Consider the following 18,837-nt stretch of genomic DNA (forward strand, 5'->3'; position numbering starts at 1 on the left):
CAGTGAGCGAGTTTGTTATGATCAACAATGAAGATATGTTGCCTTGAGTAAGACTTGGCTTTTAGCAATTTTCGATCAAAGTGAGGACTTCATGCCATACCGATTTGTTATTTATATGCCCACGAATAGCCTTTAAGATTTCTATTTTTACCATGGAGTACTCTGGATAATTGCTTCCTGTCTAAATAGAGAGTAATTCTTACCAATCATTATCAGTCATTCGGAGTGGTTAAATTATATATGGTATAGATAAATTCGACTTTTCAATAACTATTGGTTAAAGGCAATTTACAATTGCATGTTAATAGGTCTAAGGTCCAGGTGACTTTTTACAGAAGGCAATCATCATTACCAATCAACAGGGTTAAGCAGCGAAAAAATTTCCGCTACTTACTAGGCTTTATAATATCAACGCGTTATTTACCCTTCGGTCCATCATAATCGTATTTGAACCAGTCTACATCGATATGACCAGCGTCTTGGTTTTCATTCCATGAGAAAAATCCTAGCCGGTCGCCAGTCCACTTTCCAAAACTAATGGTAAAAGTGGGGCCGAATGAATTGAATATTTTGCCATCGGTGCTGTATTCGTAAGTTGCCTGATTTCTTGCATTTGAAGTTCGAACGAATAATTTTTCGCTCGTTATTAGAGGACCTTCAGTTTTGTTACTCATTCCATCCATATAGAACAATCGTTTGTTACCGTTATCTAAGCCTTCTACTCCAAGCAAATTAAATGTACCACCATATCTGACGAAGCCCGCTAACTGATTCGGAGCAATTCCACTGATATCAAATTTAGCAACTGCCGTTCCTGTTGTAGTGCCCATTATCCGTTGACTGAGTGTATTATTAGCACGCCAGAAATCACCGTCTGAGCCGTCGTTGTTGGTCCACTCATTAATTTTAGGGCCATACTGAGCACTTTGCGGTAATACTTTACTTGCTTTCAAACGCAGCCAGCCGGGACGCTCTGTTAAAGACCAGTGGGAATTCCTTGGATTATGGTTCCATTCCCATTGTGGTCCAAGCTTAGTATTTGAGAAGGTATCGTCAGACTTCGGCGCGGTGACTGGATAACCTTTGATTGGTTTTTCGAAGCGTTTTACTGGTTCTCCTATTCCATCGTTGTCTTCATCGACGCCAATCATCGGCCAATCATCTATCCAGGTAACAGGCTCTAAGTTCTGCGGCCGCCCTTGAAATGGAATATCATCGTTCTGAATAAGCTGGTGCATGTACCACCAACTTTTATCGGGAGCCTGCATCAAAGCGCCTTGGCTCGCGCTGCGGTTACCAAATGCAGAGCCCTTTTCTAAGACAGTACGCACTTCATAGGGCCCATAAATACTATCCTTAGAACGAAGAACTATTTGTTTTCTGTCGTTCTTAGGGTTTTTGACACCAGGCTTGGTAGAAGGATCACCTATTGTCCATTGCGCTAAAAATATGTACCAGAAGCCATCTTTTTTATAAACCCTTGCGGCTTCAGCGCCTACGCCGGTATATGCGAGTTTTCCTTCGTCGAGGATCTTAGTGCCGTCCCAGCTCATCCTATATATTCGATTCTCGTTACCTTCTATTTTATTGCTATCACTTTTTTGTTTGGTACCTGTGTTAATAATTACATAAGCTTCTTTAGTATCCTCATCCCAAAAAACCCCAGGGTCATCAAGAACATCAGCGTTAGGGAGCATCATAATTGGTTCGCTCCAAGGGCCTTCTATATTATCTGCAGTCGTTACCATCAAGCCATGTTGGTAGTCTATCTGGTACACGTACCACTTACCTTCGTGATAAGCGATGTCCCCAGCCCAGACACCAAATGAGTAACCATTCATTCGGTCCCAATTATATTCAGGCGCCCAAGATAAATTAGCAAACGCATGTCCGACATTTTCCCAGTTAACCATATCTTGAGATTTTAAAATTGGCATACCAGGTGACATGTGCTGCTTTGAGGTGATCATGTAGTAAGTGTCACCCACCTGCTCAATATCTGAGTCAGGGTAATCTGCATTCAATATAGGATTTATGTACGTGCCGTCTCCCTGATCCCCAAAACTACCCGTTTGAGATTGTGGGTCCTTGTCTATTTCATTCGTGACTACGGAACTGGTTTGAGTCTGACAAGCAGTCAAAACAGAGACCAAAATGGCAGTAAAGCCAACTGATTTATAATTCATAACTTTCAATTTCATCATATCGTTGTACGCACCCTAAAAGCAGGACTTATTTAATTAACAAGATTTACATCGTGACACATTATGATTACTATTGGCAACTATTTGGTCACAACTGATCATTTTGATGCATTTAGCTATTTGGCCCTTTCCCGCTGCACAATACTATTTGTGCGACATACGTATGGAATTCTTAGGAAGAAAGCATGAAAGCACTAATTTTGATATTAATTACGACTTTATTAATTACTGCCTGTAGCTCCCCACTTGAAAGCCAAACAGACAAGCAATATGAAAAATTTAACTATTCTACTGAAGTTAAAATACCAAAAGGCCATCTTGCAATAGTGATTGATGGTAATTCGCCAGATCCCGATGACATCGGAGCGACGCCTGTGATGCTTAAGCTATTGCAAAGTGCAGGAGCTGCAAATCGCTTAGTTCATATATCGCATTCTTGTGATCTCGATCCTTTTAGAAACAAAGCGACATACCAAATTAACTCTGAAAATGAAAGCCGGCGCCAGCGGGTTCTGGGAAGCTCAATTAACGAGTCACTCAATCTTTTTGGCCCATTTGACAGTGTTGTACACTTATATAACTGCAGAAAAGAGCAGGAAACTGCAATCGAGGACTTAGTAAATGCTATTAACAGGACATCACAAGATTCTCCTCTTTGGATAGTAGAAGCTGGTGAGCCAGACTTAATAGGCTATGCCCTAGCAAAAGCCAAGAATGAAAAACGCAAACATGTGAAGGTTGTATCTCACCACCCTGCTAATGACAATAGTGGAGACTATTTTACGTGGCAGCAAATATTAGATTTTGGAATTGAGGAGTATCAAATCGGCGACCAAAACGTTGGTTTACAGACCCCTATCGAAGCGTGGGATTGGGCAAAAAATAATAGCGAACATGGTTTATCTTTCATTTGGGAAATGCTTTCGTATGCCGAACAAGATGGTGTCGTGCCTTTTCAGACGGGTAAATTTGATTGTTCAGATGCCGGTATGGTTTATTGGTGGTTAACAGGTGCTGATAAAGGTGGCGCTAAAGCTGCGACACCAAGTGACTTAAAACCATTGTTATTGCGAAAGAATTAGTAAGCGAGCTAGGCAACAGAGACTAATGCTTAGTTGTAGTTTGACTGCTAAGACCTGACAGTCAGCCTTTTAAAAATGGCGATGTTAGTTCAGTTTTGAGCTAAGAGCTTTTCGAAAAAAATTAATTCTCATCAGCAGCTTTTCTTAATTCGCGCTCTAGATACTTAGCCCGAGAATTAGCATTGGTATTAATCAACTTATAACCTCGCCATGAAGCCGGCGTATCATATCAAAAATCTATTTTCACAACCTATATGACCAATTAGAAAAATTAAACTAGTCAACCGTACCTTCCAGTTGGCTAAACCCATGATGAAATAGGCTGTATCGATGACATCAGAATTGCCACATCCAAGCCGTAAAATTCTGAACAGTTATGGTAGAAGGCATTGTGATACATAATTGAACTGTATTTAACGAAAGAAAAATATCTATTCATAGAAGGCCACAATTTGGTCTCTTATGTTTACCAACGCTAGCTTGTTTAGATATTAAATTTTTAAATATACTTCAGATTTGCCCGCAAGTGCACCCAGCTTAAATTAATACGATACTCGGGCACTCCGGTGATTAATATCTAATCTTCATGTGTGGGACTACCAATTCTAACTAACCCGTAAATGCGTTCTATGTAGTGAATTAGTTCAGAAAGGGTTGTGGTATTTAGGGCTTAATGAGGCAGTCCTATAGTTTAGACTTTAGCTCGAGCAAGGGCGGCAGTTCATCAATATCACGTATACGTACGTCCTTATATTCTATTTCCGCAGCTTCTGACTGAATTTGAATTTGACCTCTACGAAGTGCTTCTCCTAGATGGTTTTTCGCATCCTTTAAAGACATAACCACTTTATCGTTGACCACATAGATTGCTTTATCTCCAAAAGTGTATAAATCAATCGTGTTCCAATTTCCATTGGGGCGATCGGGCTCTGGGTAAGCGCTCAAGTAGCCTTGGAATTCGAGATAGGGTTTGTATGGATCGTAAATGCCTCGTTGACCACTTTTTGACTGATAAGGGACTTTTGCAGACGTACCACCTATAGTAATAAAATCTCCATTGTCATTTTCCTGAATTTGGAACTCTAAGCTTTTTTTCCAGACGTGCCAAAAGTCTCCGTGTTTACCATAGCTATGAAACAGAATGCCGTTGTCTCTTGGCTTTTGTAATCGAGGTTCCCACTTTTTATTTAACCAACGGTATTTAGCTTGAAAATGGTAGTTCTCATAATTTTTTGTGGTGGTTAGACTGCCGTATATCTCGCCACTGACAGCTAAAATGGTTTTGCCATTCTCTTGGTAGGTAGAAAATACAGCTTTAGGATCATTATTTAACCCCAGAGGTATACCTGTACGCACATCTTCAGCCTGAAACGTATTTAGAGATAAATCTTTAACCGTTGTATGCGGAATACCAATGAATTTTTCAAACTTACTGAGTTTAGCATCAAGTAAGTCGTCCCAGCCTGCAATGGCGCTTGGACGATAAGACGTTGCGTATGCGTTAGGGAAGTCATCTGGAACAAGTTGAGTAACTGAGCCCGTTGCTGCCCATTCCGTTCCTCTGCTTAACAAGGTCGTAAAACTTGCATTGCGCATTGATAAAGTATTTTCATCGTCCGCTTTCCCTACATGGCCCAATGTCATGTGAAATATTCGTCCTTTTCCATAATTTGAAACCATTACCACAGGTTCGTGTTTTCGATCGGCTTTTGCAAATTTGGGATTAGCAATGCCGGTAGCCAGAACTTTGAGATTACCAATAGGTCCTCTGAGATTAGAATACAATTCGTCGGCTCCTTGTAACCAACTATCTGGTAACCCCTTAGTTATTGGATGATTTGGGGCGCGAACGCTAACCAAAAAATCGTGCTTGGTGGGATGAAAAGCTCCGCCACTACTGTCGTCTCTAACTACGTGACCGTTTTCCCAGTATATTCTAGGACCGGAGGTCTCGTCGCGACCTTTTTGCTTGTTGGGCTGGTTTGGATATAGCTTCGGTTCGTGTAAATTCGCATTTCCCCAACCGCCTACGCCAATCATGTTGTTAAAGGCTGGCCAGTGCGGAAACGCATTGTCTGCGGCATGAACAAGCACTAGACCGCCGCCAGCTTCTATATAGGTTTCAAATGCTATCTCTGTTTCTTTAGACCATTCTGGGCCCTCGTAATCTAACAATACAACATCATAATCAGACCAATTTGGTGAGAAACTTTCGACTGTTTTCTCTAATGAATATGCAGATTGAATGTTTACCGAAAATATTTTGGCGTCGTGTAATTGCGCAGCTAAAACTTTATGGCTGACTCGCCAGTTGTGCGCAATGTTGGATTGGCCAGTTACGAGAAGCACAGAAATACCTTTATCAGGTATTGCGCTTACTAAGTGGCTTAAACACATTAAGCCTAAGAACATAGTTGTTTGTTTTATTTTGCTAGGGAGCATAGAAATATTGTACATATCTTTACCATCATGGTGTCTATATAGCCTCAGATCTCAAGTTAAACCTTATGAGCTCATGTATTAAACAAAGGAAAGGAGTAAGCCTCATAATAACTAACTAAAAGTAAGTTACAATGCTTTTTGATTTATTGTGATTGTTATTGATGGGTGGGGTGTTTTGTCAACTCTGAAAATCTAGTCACTAAACTCAGAGCAGAATTCATAAGTATAAATCAGCATTTTTGTTTATTTCTTTAATAAAATCAATGCTTTATCTTTCTTTTATATTAATAGTCTTGCACTTTAGCGTAAGGCTCTATCCAAATCCAGGGTGTGGCTAAAGAAGTTTTTAACTATTATTAAACATGCTTGAACTAAAAATTAACATGCAATAAGCTTAATCAATCAAAATTAGTCGTATTGTGTCATCGTGGGCCTACCAAATATTTGGTTCGATTGGACGAAGGGCAAGACACTTAAGTCATCACAATCCCTTATCTGAAAAAGTGGAGTAAAAAATGTTTATGAAGCAACGCTTCTCCGTCAGTTACTGAAGCTTATTGCGTAAAGTCACTTACTAATTGCGATTGATACTGATCATACCTTGTGCACATGGCGCTTAGTACATCACATTCGTGTGGGAAGTGAATTAGAAATATTGATGTTTTGTATAGCAACATGACGGCTGAAAGGCAATAAATCGCATTCATCCATTGTCTGTTGATTAAGCTAATTGAATTCGAGGAAATGAAAATGAGTGATAACAAGAATAATATTCTGTTCATTGTATTGGTTAGCTGTGTTGCCACTATAGGTGGCTTTTTATTTGGTTTTGATAGTGGTGTCATTAATGGGACAGTTGATGGCCTTAGATTAGCTTTCGAATCAGACAGCGTCGGCACGGGGTTTAATGTTGCAAGTATGCTACTAGGATGTGCTGTCGGGGCTTTTACAGCAGGACGACTTGCGGACAAATTTGGTCGTAAATCTTTGCTTCTTATATCTGCTGCATTTTTTATTATTAGTGCTTGGGGATCGGGGATTGCTGAGTCATCGAGTTGTTTTATTTTTTATCGAATTTTAGGTGGGTTAGCGGTAGGGGCTGCCTCAATAATGGCTCCCGCGTACATTAGTGAAATTGCACCAGCCCATTTGCGTGGCAGATTATCTTCAATTCAACAGGTCGCTATTATATTTGGGTTGTTTTGTGCTTTTATTAGTAACTTTTTTTTAGCAAAGGTAGCAGGAGCATCAACAGCTGAATTTTGGTGGGGGTTTGAGGCTTGGCGCTGGATGTTCTGGATTGAACTTATTCCAGCGACTTTATTCTTGCTACTGCTCATGACCATACCTGAGAGCCCTAGATACTTGATGCTAAATAAAAAAGGAGAAAAATCACTAAAGATCCTGCGTAAATTGTATGGAAGGGAAGGGGGTGAACAAACACTAAATCAAATCAAGACGTCATTATCAGAAAATATGCACGAACCAAAGCTATCGGATCTAATAGACAAGGCAACCTCTAAAGTCAGACCTATCGTTTGGGTGGGTATAGGGCTCGCGGTATTTCAACAAATGGTCGGAATCAACGTCGTGTTTTATTATGGCTCCGTATTGTGGCAAGCCGTCGGCTTTTCAGAAGGAGACGCTTTGCTTATCAATATTATTAGTGGCGCTGTAAGTATTGCCGCATGCCTTATCGTAATGGTTATGATTGATAAGTGGGGTCGTAAACCCTTTTTGTTAACTGGGTCCGTTGGTATGACAATTACTTTAAGTTTGATGGTGTATGCATTTTTAAATTCAGATGTTCTACCGTCGGGTGATTTAGATATGGGGGGCTATGGTACTTTAGCCCTGATCGCCGCTAATGCTTATGTGTTTTTCTTTAACCTTTCATGGGGACCCGTCATGTGGGTCATGTTAGGGGAAATGTTTCCTAACCAAATTCGTGGCTCGGGGCTTGCTATCGCCGGACTAGCACAGTGGGGCGCTAATTTTATTATAACGATGACATTTCCAATTTTACTTGCAGGCGTTGGGCTTGCTGGCGCATACGGATTCTACTCGATGTGTGCATTGCTTTCTATCTTCTTTGTTGTTAAATATATTTACGAAACCAAAGGAAAAACACTAGAGGAAATGCAGGGATAGCTAAGGGGTATTCTCGGTATTTAACGCCCTTAAAATAGTGTTAATCATTTAACTTATTAGACCTCGTACTCTTTCTGAATAAGAGGTCTAGTAATAAACGCCTATAGATTTAGGAGGGATCACCTGGGATATCTCGCGCCACCACTTCCTATCATATTTATACCCATGTAAATACGTTGATTGCGTGTTAGCAGGATACTCATTTGATTTATTTCAATGCGTCTTGTTTGTTGTTCTGATTAAATAGCATCGGAGGCTTTAACAAGAGACAATTAACCGTCAAATATTAAGGCGTGAACATGACGTAGAAACGTAGTTATAAGCAGTACCCAAAGGAATTCAAAGAAGAGGCAGTTGCGCTGGAGTTCGAGGCTGGTATCAGGGATTCCCAAGGAGAGTGGGCGACCGTCTCAAGGCGAGGCTATAACGGATGGTGCCTAGAGGTTACCGGCAAGCAAGGCCATTCTTCGCTGATATTTAACAAAGAGTTTGGTGCCGGTGCCATCTTTGAGGCGGCTAGAATTCTGCATGGTTTCTATGAAACAGTGCGGGGCTAGCAGTACTTGACGTTCAACGCCGGTACCATAGCTGGTGGAACTAAAATAGATACTCGTTGTGATGATCCGAACAGCGTTATTTTTGGCAAGCCAAATGTGATCCCCAACACAGTTGTGGTTAAGGGGGATTCGCACACTTTCGGTAGACCAGACCGAGCGAGTAACACTCGCCATGCAAGCAATTGTCGAGCAGCACTTACCACAAATCAAGGCAACATTGACGTTTGATTCGGGCGACCCTGCGATGGCGTCAACAGAGAGTAACTTCTACCTTCACAGCATGCCCTCAGAGATCAATCAATCTTTGGGTTATGAGGCAATGTCGGTGCTGGACCCGTTACGCCGAGGTGCATCCGACATCTCGTTTGTTGCGCCTTACACGGACTCGTTGGCAGGCTTAGGAGGTTATGGCGACGGTAGTCACTCATCTAGCGAGCGCTTGGATTTATCGTCGTTACCAGCAGCAGTCAAAAGAGCAGCGATCTTGATTTATCGATTGAGCCGATAGATTCATTATGAAGTACTGGTATGACAATTACTCAGAGTTTGATGGTGTGTGCGCTTTTAAATTCAGTTTAATTATCCACTTTACTCTGCCACAAAACTCTGTCACATTTACTTTATGCGAACTCAACAGTACGAGTTCTGTGGCCTCTAGCGGTATGGCGGGGATTCCCTCTCTCTCCGCCATATACCATCAAGGCCTTGCATAACGCAGGGCCTTGTTGTTTCTAGGGTTTAGCGGATTGACCTTGCGTGCCAACTGGTACAAAAGGTTGGTACAAATGAGTATAATGAGTTCTCCTTTCAAACATCCAAAATCCGGCATTTATTAGCTCAGAAAAGGCGTACCAAAACGTCTAGTCCCTATCATTGGGAAAGCTGTATTTAAGCAATCACTTAATACTAAAGATTTAACTGAAGCCAAAAGTCTAATCATCCCCTTACTTGCAGATGCTGATAGCCAAATACGACTAGCAGACCTGCAACTCAAAGGTGATAACTGCAACGAGCTAAGTCTAAGAGACTGTCAGATCATAGCTAACCGTTGGTATGTTCATACAAGAGACAAGATTGAAGCTTTAGATAACTATGAAGACTTCCTTGTGTACCACAATAAGGAAAATGAAAACCTTCATTGGAACCCTAATGGTAGAGACTTTAGAGATGGGGATATCTATCCCAACTGTTTCGTTTGATCTGAAATGCTAATGTTCAAAAGTCTTGAAATCCAATAAGCCCCTATTTTAAAGGCGCCTTGTAATGGCAGGCATTGCCATGTCTGTTCTAACGCTAATAATTGCTTCAGGGGTCATTCGCAATACTATTAAGTGACTCAATACAAATAACTCTAATAGGCCTTTAAGCGTATTAACGATGAAAGGTGGTTTTTATATTGAACCAACAGTAGTTAAGGAAACCTAGGAAAATCCACAAATAAAACTTTTTATTTACAAGCTGTAGGGACATCGTTATCCTTTTTTTTAGGTCGCTAGCAACTTTCCGAATGAAAGTTAATTAAAAGTCCAATTTAAACGCGTTTCAATAGCTTTTATTGATCCGATGAGGGAAGACATGTTACTCCGACATTTTTACTTTGACGACTACCTAGTTTTTACTTGCTAAGTGAGTGGCTATTGGTTGAAAGCGAATGAAGAACGCTTTCTGAACCGTCGGTAGTTGAGGATCCAAAGAGTGTAAATTAAGGATAGAGTATGATTTCAGACAATAGAAAGCTTCCATGTATTGCCGTTTTGTATATTGCCAGTTCAATTTTATCATTTTGTTATGCCGATCAAGTTGTTGAAGCGCAAGATGTAAAAAAACCAAACATTGTTATGTTGTTCGTTGATGATATGGGGTGGATGGCAACCGAAAGTAGAACGCCAAAATACGAAACACCTAATATCACTCAACTAGCGGCTAAAGGTATGGAGTTCGATAGCATGCATATTGCAACGCCGACTTGCAGCCCTAGTCGTGCGACGCTCCTCACTGGATTGCATCCAGCTAGGCTAAAGATGGTGAGGCATATTCCGCAAAAGCCTCAATATGGTTTTGATAAATATGGACGTACTAAGCAAAAAACACATTTGTGGGAAAAAGATCCGGCTAAAATGCCAAGTACCAACTGGCTTGACACAAAATATATCACCTATGCAGAGGCATTAAAGCAGGCTGGTTATTATAGCGCATTTGTTGGTAAGTGGCATTTAGGCCACGAAGGATATCACCCTATTGATCAAGGTTTTGATCAGCAAATTGGTACTTCCAACTTCGGTCACCCATCAAGTTATTATCCTCCTTATTTCAAATTTTCTAGTACGCTAGCAGACGGAAAAGATGAGTATTTGACTGATAGACTTACTCGCGAAGCAGTCGATTTCATTGGTGATTATGATAAAGAACAACCATTCATGTTGTCGCTCTGGTATTACGGAATACATTCCCCTGTTGTTGGTCGTAAAGATTTAGTCGCTCATTTCAAGTTAAAAGGCATGTCTGAAGAGGATGCTCAATATGCTTCAATGATCAGTGCTATCGATGAATCAGTTGGCAAGGTACGTCAAGCACTTAGTGCTAAGGGATTAGAAAAAGAAACCATCATCATGTTGCTGTCGGATCAAGGTGGCTTATTTGATAACTCCCCACTTCGTGGGACAAAACGTATTGATACCCTTTATGAAGGGGGAGCGAGAGTCCCCTTTATCGTTAGTTGGCCGGGTGTCATTAAAGAAGGAGTTGTGAATAACAGTATTGTTCAATCGACGGATCTTTTCCCCACCATCGTTGAATTCGCAGGCTTAGAGCCTGGCAACTTTGAAGATTTGGACGGTGTATCACTTGTGAGTACCATTAAAAATAACACTGAATTAACGCGTGGGGATGCCATCTATGGATATCGTGCGTATCAGGATTTATATGCGTCAGTGCGTGAAAAAGAGTGGAAATTGATCGTCTATCGTAGTGGGACGCTCAAACTTTATAACATTCCCGATGATGTTAGTGAGGCTACGGATTTAGCTGACAAGCACCCTGAAAAAGTTGCTCGTTTAAAACAGAAACTTCAACTGTGGGAACAAGAGATGGGAGTAGAGCAGTATTCTGGCGTCAAGTAATCTGTTCTAGTACAACTGATAATATGCTCTGAGTTGAAGATTGCCAGGACATGGCAGCGAGCATTAATGTGTTTTGCTGCTTTTGCATGGAAGCATAATCACTAATGTAAGCCACAGTATCAGCACATCGTCTATTCTCATTTCAAGCTAGGAAAATATAAAAAACTAGCTCCTCTACGATTACACACTCTATGTTTCTACCTTCCATTTAGCGACTGGGCGAGCCTACATTAGGCTATGTTCGCTAAAATGTTATTTGTCGCGGGTTGATATCAGAGGACGTATTCCTCTCGTTCTTGTTAATCGGTATAGATGTAAAGCAAGTGTGAGTCTGAGGTGTTTATTTTGTTGTTTTAGTGCTTATTTAAAATATTTTAGTTAGTATTAGGGATAACGTAGTCCCTGTTTTGAAATTAATGGCACCATGTGCGCTATCAATTTACTAAACAACGAATGTAAATTTAATCACTTTTACGGTAGGCAGGTAATATGAAGAAGACGATGGCATTGATTGTAGGTTGTCTGGTAATAGCGTTCACGGCGAATGCTCAAGCAACCACTGAGATACGATTATCCCCCTCTGCGAGCGATATGACCCCTGTTCTATTAAAAGCGCTTAACGCCACAGACGATAAAAATATTAAGATTGTGTTCGAGAAAGGCGAGTATCGATTTCTGCCGGACTTTGCCACTGAGCGTTTTAGTACAATTACCAATCATGGTAATGGCTTAAAGAAAGTCGTATTTCCCTTAGATGACTTTAAATCTGTAGAAATTGACGGCAACGGTTCCGACTTCATATTTCATGGTCGGGTAGCGCCTTTTCAGATTTATCATAGCCAGAATGTCACGATAAAAAACGTGTCTATTGACTGGGATATTCCTTTTACATTTTTAGCTAAAATTGTAGCTGTAAATGAAAAAGAGGCTTGGCGTGATGTGAAGCCAATCAACGGCAGTCATCAGTGGGCGATTAAAAATGGACAAATAACCTTTCCTAACGTAGATGGTTTCTCGTTTTCTGAACTGGGTAGTTCATTGGCTTGGGAGCCAGATACTAAGCGTGTTTATCCTGGTATCAAGGATGCAAAGAGTCGACCTAATAAGGTAGAGAAATTAGATAATGGCTTGCTACGTATACATGAGAAATTAAAAGCCTTTCCACCCGTTGGCAGTCTAGTTAGTTCGAAAGGGGATCGCGACCTACACAGGTATGCACCTGCGTTTCATGTGAAAAACTCAAAAAATGTTGAATTAAACAATGTAGTGGTTCATCACGCATTAGGAATGGGATTTTTATTTGAGCGCACTGAAAATATAACCTTACATAAAGCGGGTGTGTATTTGAGCGATGGCAGTGACCGCGTGATATCGACTATTGCCGATGCTACACATTTTGCCAATTGTAAAGGTCATGTGTTGATAGAAGATAGCCGTTTTGAAAATATGCTTGATGATGGCACCAATCTTCGTGGTACTTACGTCATTGTTGACAAAGTTATTAGCGATAAAACGGTTAGATTTAAGTTTGGACACAGGGAGCAATTAGGTTACGAATTTGCTGATAGGGGAGATGAGGTGTGGTTTATTCAACAACCAAATACCGACCGTCAGCAAGTCAATACTGTTACTAACGTAAATGTTATTAACCAAACTTACTCTGAGCTCACTTTCTCGAATGTGTTACCCAAGGATTTGAAGCCAGGGGATATGATAGAAAACAAAACATGGTATCCGACTTTCACCATGCGAGGCACCAGTATTAAAAATCATCGGGCGAGAAATGTCGTTATAAAAACGCCATTGAAAACGGTGATCGAAGATAACTACTTTTCTTCCATGATGGCATCAATCCTATTTCGTGGTGAAACGTTTGTGTGGTTTGAAGCCGGGGCTGTCGGTGATGTGTTAATTCGTAATAACCATTTTGAATACAATTCTTACTTTGGTGGTGAACAAGCAGTGCTATATGTTACCCCTAAATTGGGTAAAAGCTTTAATCAAAAGCAACTCTATGATCGAAACATACGTTTTGTGGATAACAAAATAGACACTCATGGGGGACGAATTGTTTGGGCTGACAGGGTTGATGGGTTGCTGATCGAAAACAACATTATTGATAAAAATATCGATAAAGAGCAGTTGTATCCAAATGCGCCAGTTTTCGAATTTATGCATAGCCGGAACGTTACGCTCAAGAATAATCGCTATCAGGGCGACTATAAAACAGCTGTTAAAGTAGACTCAATGTCAGCTAAAACATTGCAAAACGACAAATCGATAAAATAAGGTTATTTTGTGAATAGTCAATTTAATACATTTAAGAAATCACTCACTAACACCTTGGCTTTGTTCGCTGGATTCTTGCTTTTAGGTGTTAACATGGCATACAGCAGCCCTAAAACTTCTAATCAAAAACGTCCGAATTTTGTGTGGATTGTCTCTGAGGATAACTCTGCTGAATTCCTAAAACTGTATAACCCTGATAATCCTGATGGCTTTGGCGTCAGTATGCCCAATGTTGAAAAATTAGCGGCCAAGGGACTTATCTTCAATAGCGCTTTTTCAAATGCCCCCGTGTGTTCTACGGCCAGAACGACTCTAGCGACCGGTGCTTATGGGCCTCGTATTGGCACAGAATTTCATCGACCCTATAAACTTGCTACGCTGCCCGATGACGTAAAATCTATTGGCCAGCTGATGCAAGAGGCGGGTTATTACACCTCTAATAATGCTAAAAACGATTTTAATTTTACCGAAAAAACTAAAACAACCGTGTGGAACGATACCAGTAAAACTTCTTCTTGGAACGGTCGTAAAGCCGATCAGCCGTTTTTTCATATGCAGACCTGGAAAGATACCCATGAGCATACGCTGCATTTTCCTATTGAGGACCTAACAACTCACACGAATGACCACAGCATCAAAAATATGGATAGATTTCCAATTTATCCTGACACGGCTTTATTTAGGTACACCTTAGAGCGATATTTAGATAACCACGTTATCATCGATAATAAACTCGGCCAGCTGGTTAATAAGTTAGCGGACGAGGGCCTATTAGAAGATACGTTTATCTTTTATTTTGGGGACCATGGAGGTGTCATGCCGGCGAGTAAAGGCTATCTATTTGAAAGGGGCTTACATGTGCCTTTAGTGGTTCGTATTCCTGAACATTTCAAATATTTACTCGCTGACGACATGCAAGATGCACAAAACACAAGACTTGACGGTTTTGTAAACTTTATCGACTTTGCGCCTACATTATTAAAATTGGCCGGTATTAAACCATCCCCCCAACATGACGGACGTGCTTTTCTAGGAAATGACGTCAGTAAAAAATCATTGGCAACCCGAGATTATAGCTTTTCATATGCTGATCGTTTTGATGAAAAATACGATCTACTTCGCGCGATTAGAAAAGGAAACTTCAAATACATTCGTAGTTACCAGCCTTATTATCCTGATGGCATGTTCGCCGAGTATCGATATAGGCAAGCCGCTTATCGTGAATGGAAAGAGTTGTATCGCAACGGTAAGCTAGCAAATACTCAATCGGCATTTTTCCGCGCTAAATCGCCAGAACGTCTTTATGATATCGCATCAGACCCAGATGAATTACACAACTTAGCCGATGACCCTCAGTATCACGACGAGCTTGTTAAACTGCGGGCAATGCTAAATAAGCAACTTAAATCCATGCCTGACTTAAGTTTTTATCCTGAAGCTTATTTACTCGAGAATGCGACGAATAACCCAGTTGCTTTTGGACAACAACACAAGGGTGAAATTACAGAATTGATTGATATTGCTAATCTACAGTTGCAGTCGTTTGATGTGGTCGAAAAGCAGCTTGCAGCATTGTTGAAATCGACAAACCCGTGGAAACGCTATTGGGCCTTAATCGTGCTGAGTTCATTTGGTCACGAAGCGGATGTATTTATTCAATCTGCCAGTAAGTTGCTAGAATATGACGATAATCTCTTGGTTAGAGGCAGAGCGGCAGAGTTTCTAGGAATTGTGGGCAAAATTGACCCCGTTGTCACGCTGGGTAAAATGTTTGCAGAGGCGCCAAGTGATATTGCGTTACTAGAGTTGCTAAATATAGCGACTTATTTTCATGAGTCGGGAGGATGGATTTTCCCTGAAACACTCATGCCAGAAAGACGTAAAACATTGTCTGTTAGAGCGCTTGGCTACCGCATGATGGACACTTGGTTAACCGCTAGATGGAAGTACATTAGTACTGAAAATTAGTATTTTTAAGCATTTGATTCGGTTACATTTTTGATTAATGTAAACCGCCTCTTGCTGAAGAAAGTTTCGCATCATGTTACTTCTAAAATACGTTCACAAAAACAATTAAGGTCGTTTCGCCCTGAAATGCCCAAGTGATAGTCAGGTTAATCTGCCTTGATGCTCTCGACCTTGTTTGTTCGATTGAATGTCGTGGCATAGCTAATTTGACCATCGGCAACTGGCTATTTAGATTATAAACATGGAGTGACTTATTAAATCAGATTTTAGCTTTATCTCTCGGTTTATAATCACCTTTCCTTATCCGTTTGTGTAGCGTGTGCTTAAGTCTATATCTGGCGTTGGCGCTAGCAAACTCAGCCTGTCGGATGATGAATTAGCCGTGGATAAAACGTTAATAATTGCATTACACTGGTTGCTTACTTTGCAGACTGTTAATTAAATCCGTGAGCAATCAATCTATTACCAACGTTAGAGCATCAAAAATGTCGACTGCCGAATCTGCAGAGCCTGGCACTGTAAAAAATAAAACATTGCTTGCACTGGGTTTTGGACATGTCTCCATGTTCTATAGCAATCAAGGCTTTTTGCTTTTTGCTATTCCGTTTTATCAGATGACACTGGGCCTTGACCCATTTTTGCTGAGTTTATGTTCGGTGATCCCTATGGTTATTGCGACGACATTAAAACCTTGGATAGGACATTTATCGGACGGATTTAACTCAAGATTTGGTCGACGAAAGCCCTTTTTGTTTTGTGCAGCAATTGCGAGTGGCTGCCTGTATGGTGTGCTCTGGAGTGTGCCGTTAGAGTGGAGTGATAATCACAAATTCTTGTATCTAGGTGGCTTTTCGTTACTCTTTCATATTGCAGGCTCTTTTTATAGTATCCCCCTGAAATGCATGGCCTTCGAGGCGAGTGATAGTAGTTATCAGAGAACGCGTATTTTTGCGGTTACTAATATATTTAGCCGAGTCTGTGGTATGACTTATCAGTGGGCTTTTCCGCTGACGCAACTGGCGATATTTGGTTCAATCTTTGCTGGTGTTAAAATCGTTGGCTGGGCAATTGGATTATTGCTGATTGTGACGATGGGCGTAATACCCGTTTTTTTCCTCAAGGAAAAACCGGTGACCCAAGTCGTAACAGAAGTAAGCCTTGTCACCAAGATTAAAACGGTTTCGCGTAATCCTGATTTCCTCTATTTGATGCTGCTTGTTACGCTTATCGTCTTGGGAATAGGTTGCTCAGTGTCGATGGACTACTACTTGTTGGTGTATTTCGTTAGCGAAGGAGACATAGCCCAAGGAGCGGTTTTAAAGGGCGCGCTATCGAGCGCGTATGCGTTTCTCGGTATCTTATATATACCGGTAGTATTATATATGACGCGTAAAATGGGAAAGCTAAATGCACTGAAACTCATTTTTTTGATAGCTGCCATGAGTGGCTTAGTGAAGTGGTTTTTATTTGTTCCATCGATTGGCTGGTGGATTGTTTTAGACGCAGTGTTTTCGAACTTCGTTTGGACGGGTAATGCGCTAATAATCCCTTCATTAATTGCAGATCTTTGCGCAAAACATGAAAAGCAGTGTCACTACGATATCAAAGGAATTTTTATCTCTATGCACTCTTGGGTGAATTACATCAGCAAAGCGATGGCGCTACTCGCTTTGGGTATCATTTTGAATGCCATCGATTTTGACGCCAACCTAGGCTCTATGCAAAGCGACGATACGCTTTACATGATGAGGATAACATTAAGTTTTGGTACCGCGTTTATTGCGTTATTGATTCTTTTCTTGTTATTTAACAGCAGGCTACGCAAACTTTAATGTTTGAGGTGCTTGTAATAAATATGCATGCAATAAAACGCTAACGTGCAGTATTTTAACAGTTTATTTTTGGTGTGGTGATATACTATATCATTGGTTAACTTAGATAAAAAATACTAGCAAAATAGTCGCAAAGATATGAAATATGAACATTGGGTACACAGATAAAATGGTGACGATTAAAGACGTAGCTAAGGTTGCTGGGGTTTCACCTTCAACCGTTTCTAGGGTTGTACGCGGAGCGGGAAAAGTAGGTAAAAAGTGCCGAGCTCATGTGCAGAGTGTTATTGTTGAAATGGGCTACTATCCTAACGTCAACGCCCGTGCGCTTGTTAGCCAAAAGGCCGAAATGGTCGGTATTGTGACACCAAATTTTGCTAGTCCATTTTTTGGAAGTATTGCATCAGGCGTAGCTGCTGCTGCAAAAGCTGCTAATTATAAAGTCATGATGAGCAACTCATTGGGTGACGTTGATACTGAAATTGAAGCAATAAATTCGCTTAGAGAGCACGGTTGCTCAAACATAATTTTACATAGCAAATTATCCTCTGAAGAAACGTTAGAAAATCTAGCTGCAAATATCGATGGTTTGGTCATCATCAATCGTCAGGTCGACTCTCTCGCGGAGCGATGTGTTTGGTTAGATAATGTTGCAGGTGGCAGAATGTCCGCAGAGCATCTATTGAAAAAAGGTCATACTAAATTTGCTGTCATCGCATGTGATAGAGATAACCAGGATGCTGAGGATAGGTTGTTCGGCATTCAAAAAGCAATGGCTCGCGCAAATATAAATATACCGGCTGAAAATATTATGACGGTGCGCCCCAGTTTAGCGAACGGATATAAAGCCGCTGAAGCGTTAGTGAAAGCAGGAGTCGAATTCACCGCGCTTATTGCCTACAACGATGTAATGGCAATCGGCGCAAGTAATGCATTGCAGGATTTAGGCTACAAAATACCTGAAGATGTATCCATTATTGGGTTTGACGACTCTCTGCTCGCTCAAATATGTCGACCTAACTTAACGACCATGCTCTATCCTGTTCATGATATGGCATTTTATGCTACTGAGCTGTCAGTACAGCTGACCACCCAAAAAGAGGCCGTAGGCAACAGAACACACCTTTTCATGCCAACACTCGTAGAACGAGATTCAGTTTTGGATATGGTCAACGTATAAAATGTATATAGGC

At 40.9% G+C, this 18,837-nt stretch carries 11 protein-coding genes and 1 pseudogene; 10 read left to right on the plus strand and 2 right to left on the minus strand.

All coding sequences use genetic code 11. The features are described 5' to 3' along the window. Positions 1–416: 416 nt before the first annotated feature. Positions 417–2,204: a glycoside hydrolase family 43 protein gene (locus AC0L6N_RS02000; RefSeq protein WP_473478417.1), complete on the minus strand. Its 1,788-nt coding sequence runs from the start codon at positions 2,202–2,204 to the stop codon at positions 417–419. A gap of 185 nt (positions 2,205–2,389) precedes the next feature. Between AC0L6N_RS02000 and AC0L6N_RS02005 the strand changes: the two genes are divergently transcribed. Further along, entirely contained in the window at positions 2,390–3,286 is an 897-nt protein-coding gene (locus tag AC0L6N_RS02005; RefSeq protein WP_473478419.1) for a hypothetical protein, read from the plus strand. Between the two features lie 684 nt (positions 3,287–3,970). Here AC0L6N_RS02005 and AC0L6N_RS02010 read toward each other — a convergent pair. Next, positions 3,971–5,743 (minus strand): ThuA domain-containing protein, encoded by a 1,773-nt coding sequence (locus AC0L6N_RS02010; protein WP_473478422.1) that lies wholly within the window; start codon positions 5,741–5,743, stop codon positions 3,971–3,973. 735 nt (positions 5,744–6,478) lie between these two features. Here AC0L6N_RS02010 and AC0L6N_RS02015 point away from each other — a divergent pair. From AC0L6N_RS02015 to AC0L6N_RS02055, 9 genes and pseudogenes are all read left to right on the plus strand, one after another. After that, positions 6,479–7,879, plus strand: coding sequence for a sugar porter family MFS transporter (locus AC0L6N_RS02015; RefSeq protein WP_473478425.1), 1,401 nt, complete (start codon positions 6,479–6,481; stop codon positions 7,877–7,879). Between the two features lie 377 nt (positions 7,880–8,256). Next, complete coding sequence (locus AC0L6N_RS02020) at positions 8,257–8,436, plus strand: peptidase dimerization domain-containing protein (RefSeq protein ID WP_473481223.1); 180 nt, start codon at positions 8,257–8,259, stop codon at positions 8,434–8,436. A 172-nt stretch (positions 8,437–8,608) separates the two neighbouring features. Further along, positions 8,609–8,944 (plus strand): hypothetical protein, encoded by a 336-nt coding sequence (locus AC0L6N_RS02025; protein WP_473478427.1) that lies wholly within the window; start codon positions 8,609–8,611, stop codon positions 8,942–8,944. A gap of 343 nt (positions 8,945–9,287) precedes the next feature. Then, a pseudogene (locus AC0L6N_RS02030) lies at positions 9,288–9,635 on the plus strand (DUF6538 domain-containing protein); the annotation flags it as partial. Between the two features lie 516 nt (positions 9,636–10,151). Beyond that, positions 10,152–11,555, plus strand: coding sequence for a sulfatase (locus AC0L6N_RS02035; protein WP_473478429.1), 1,404 nt, complete (start codon positions 10,152–10,154; stop codon positions 11,553–11,555). A 489-nt stretch (positions 11,556–12,044) separates the two neighbouring features. After that, positions 12,045–13,844, plus strand: a complete 1,800-nt coding sequence (locus tag AC0L6N_RS02040; protein WP_473478432.1) for an alpha-1,3-galactosidase-related protein — start codon at positions 12,045–12,047, stop codon at positions 13,842–13,844. A 9-nt stretch (positions 13,845–13,853) separates the two neighbouring features. Next, the gene (locus AC0L6N_RS02045; RefSeq protein WP_473478434.1) at positions 13,854–15,812 is read left to right on the plus strand and encodes a sulfatase-like hydrolase/transferase; all 1,959 of its coding nucleotides are present in this window, start codon (positions 13,854–13,856) and stop codon (positions 15,810–15,812) included. Between the two features lie 485 nt (positions 15,813–16,297). After that, entirely contained in the window at positions 16,298–17,644 is a 1,347-nt protein-coding gene (locus AC0L6N_RS02050; protein ID WP_473478437.1) for an MFS transporter, read from the plus strand. Positions 17,645–17,789: 145 nt separating this feature from the next. Further along, positions 17,790–18,824, plus strand: a complete 1,035-nt coding sequence (locus AC0L6N_RS02055) for a LacI family DNA-binding transcriptional regulator (protein ID WP_473478439.1) — start codon at positions 17,790–17,792, stop codon at positions 18,822–18,824. The last annotated feature ends 13 nt before the right edge of the window (positions 18,825–18,837 follow it).

This window comes from Paraglaciecola sp. G1-13 (genome assembly GCF_055809255.1).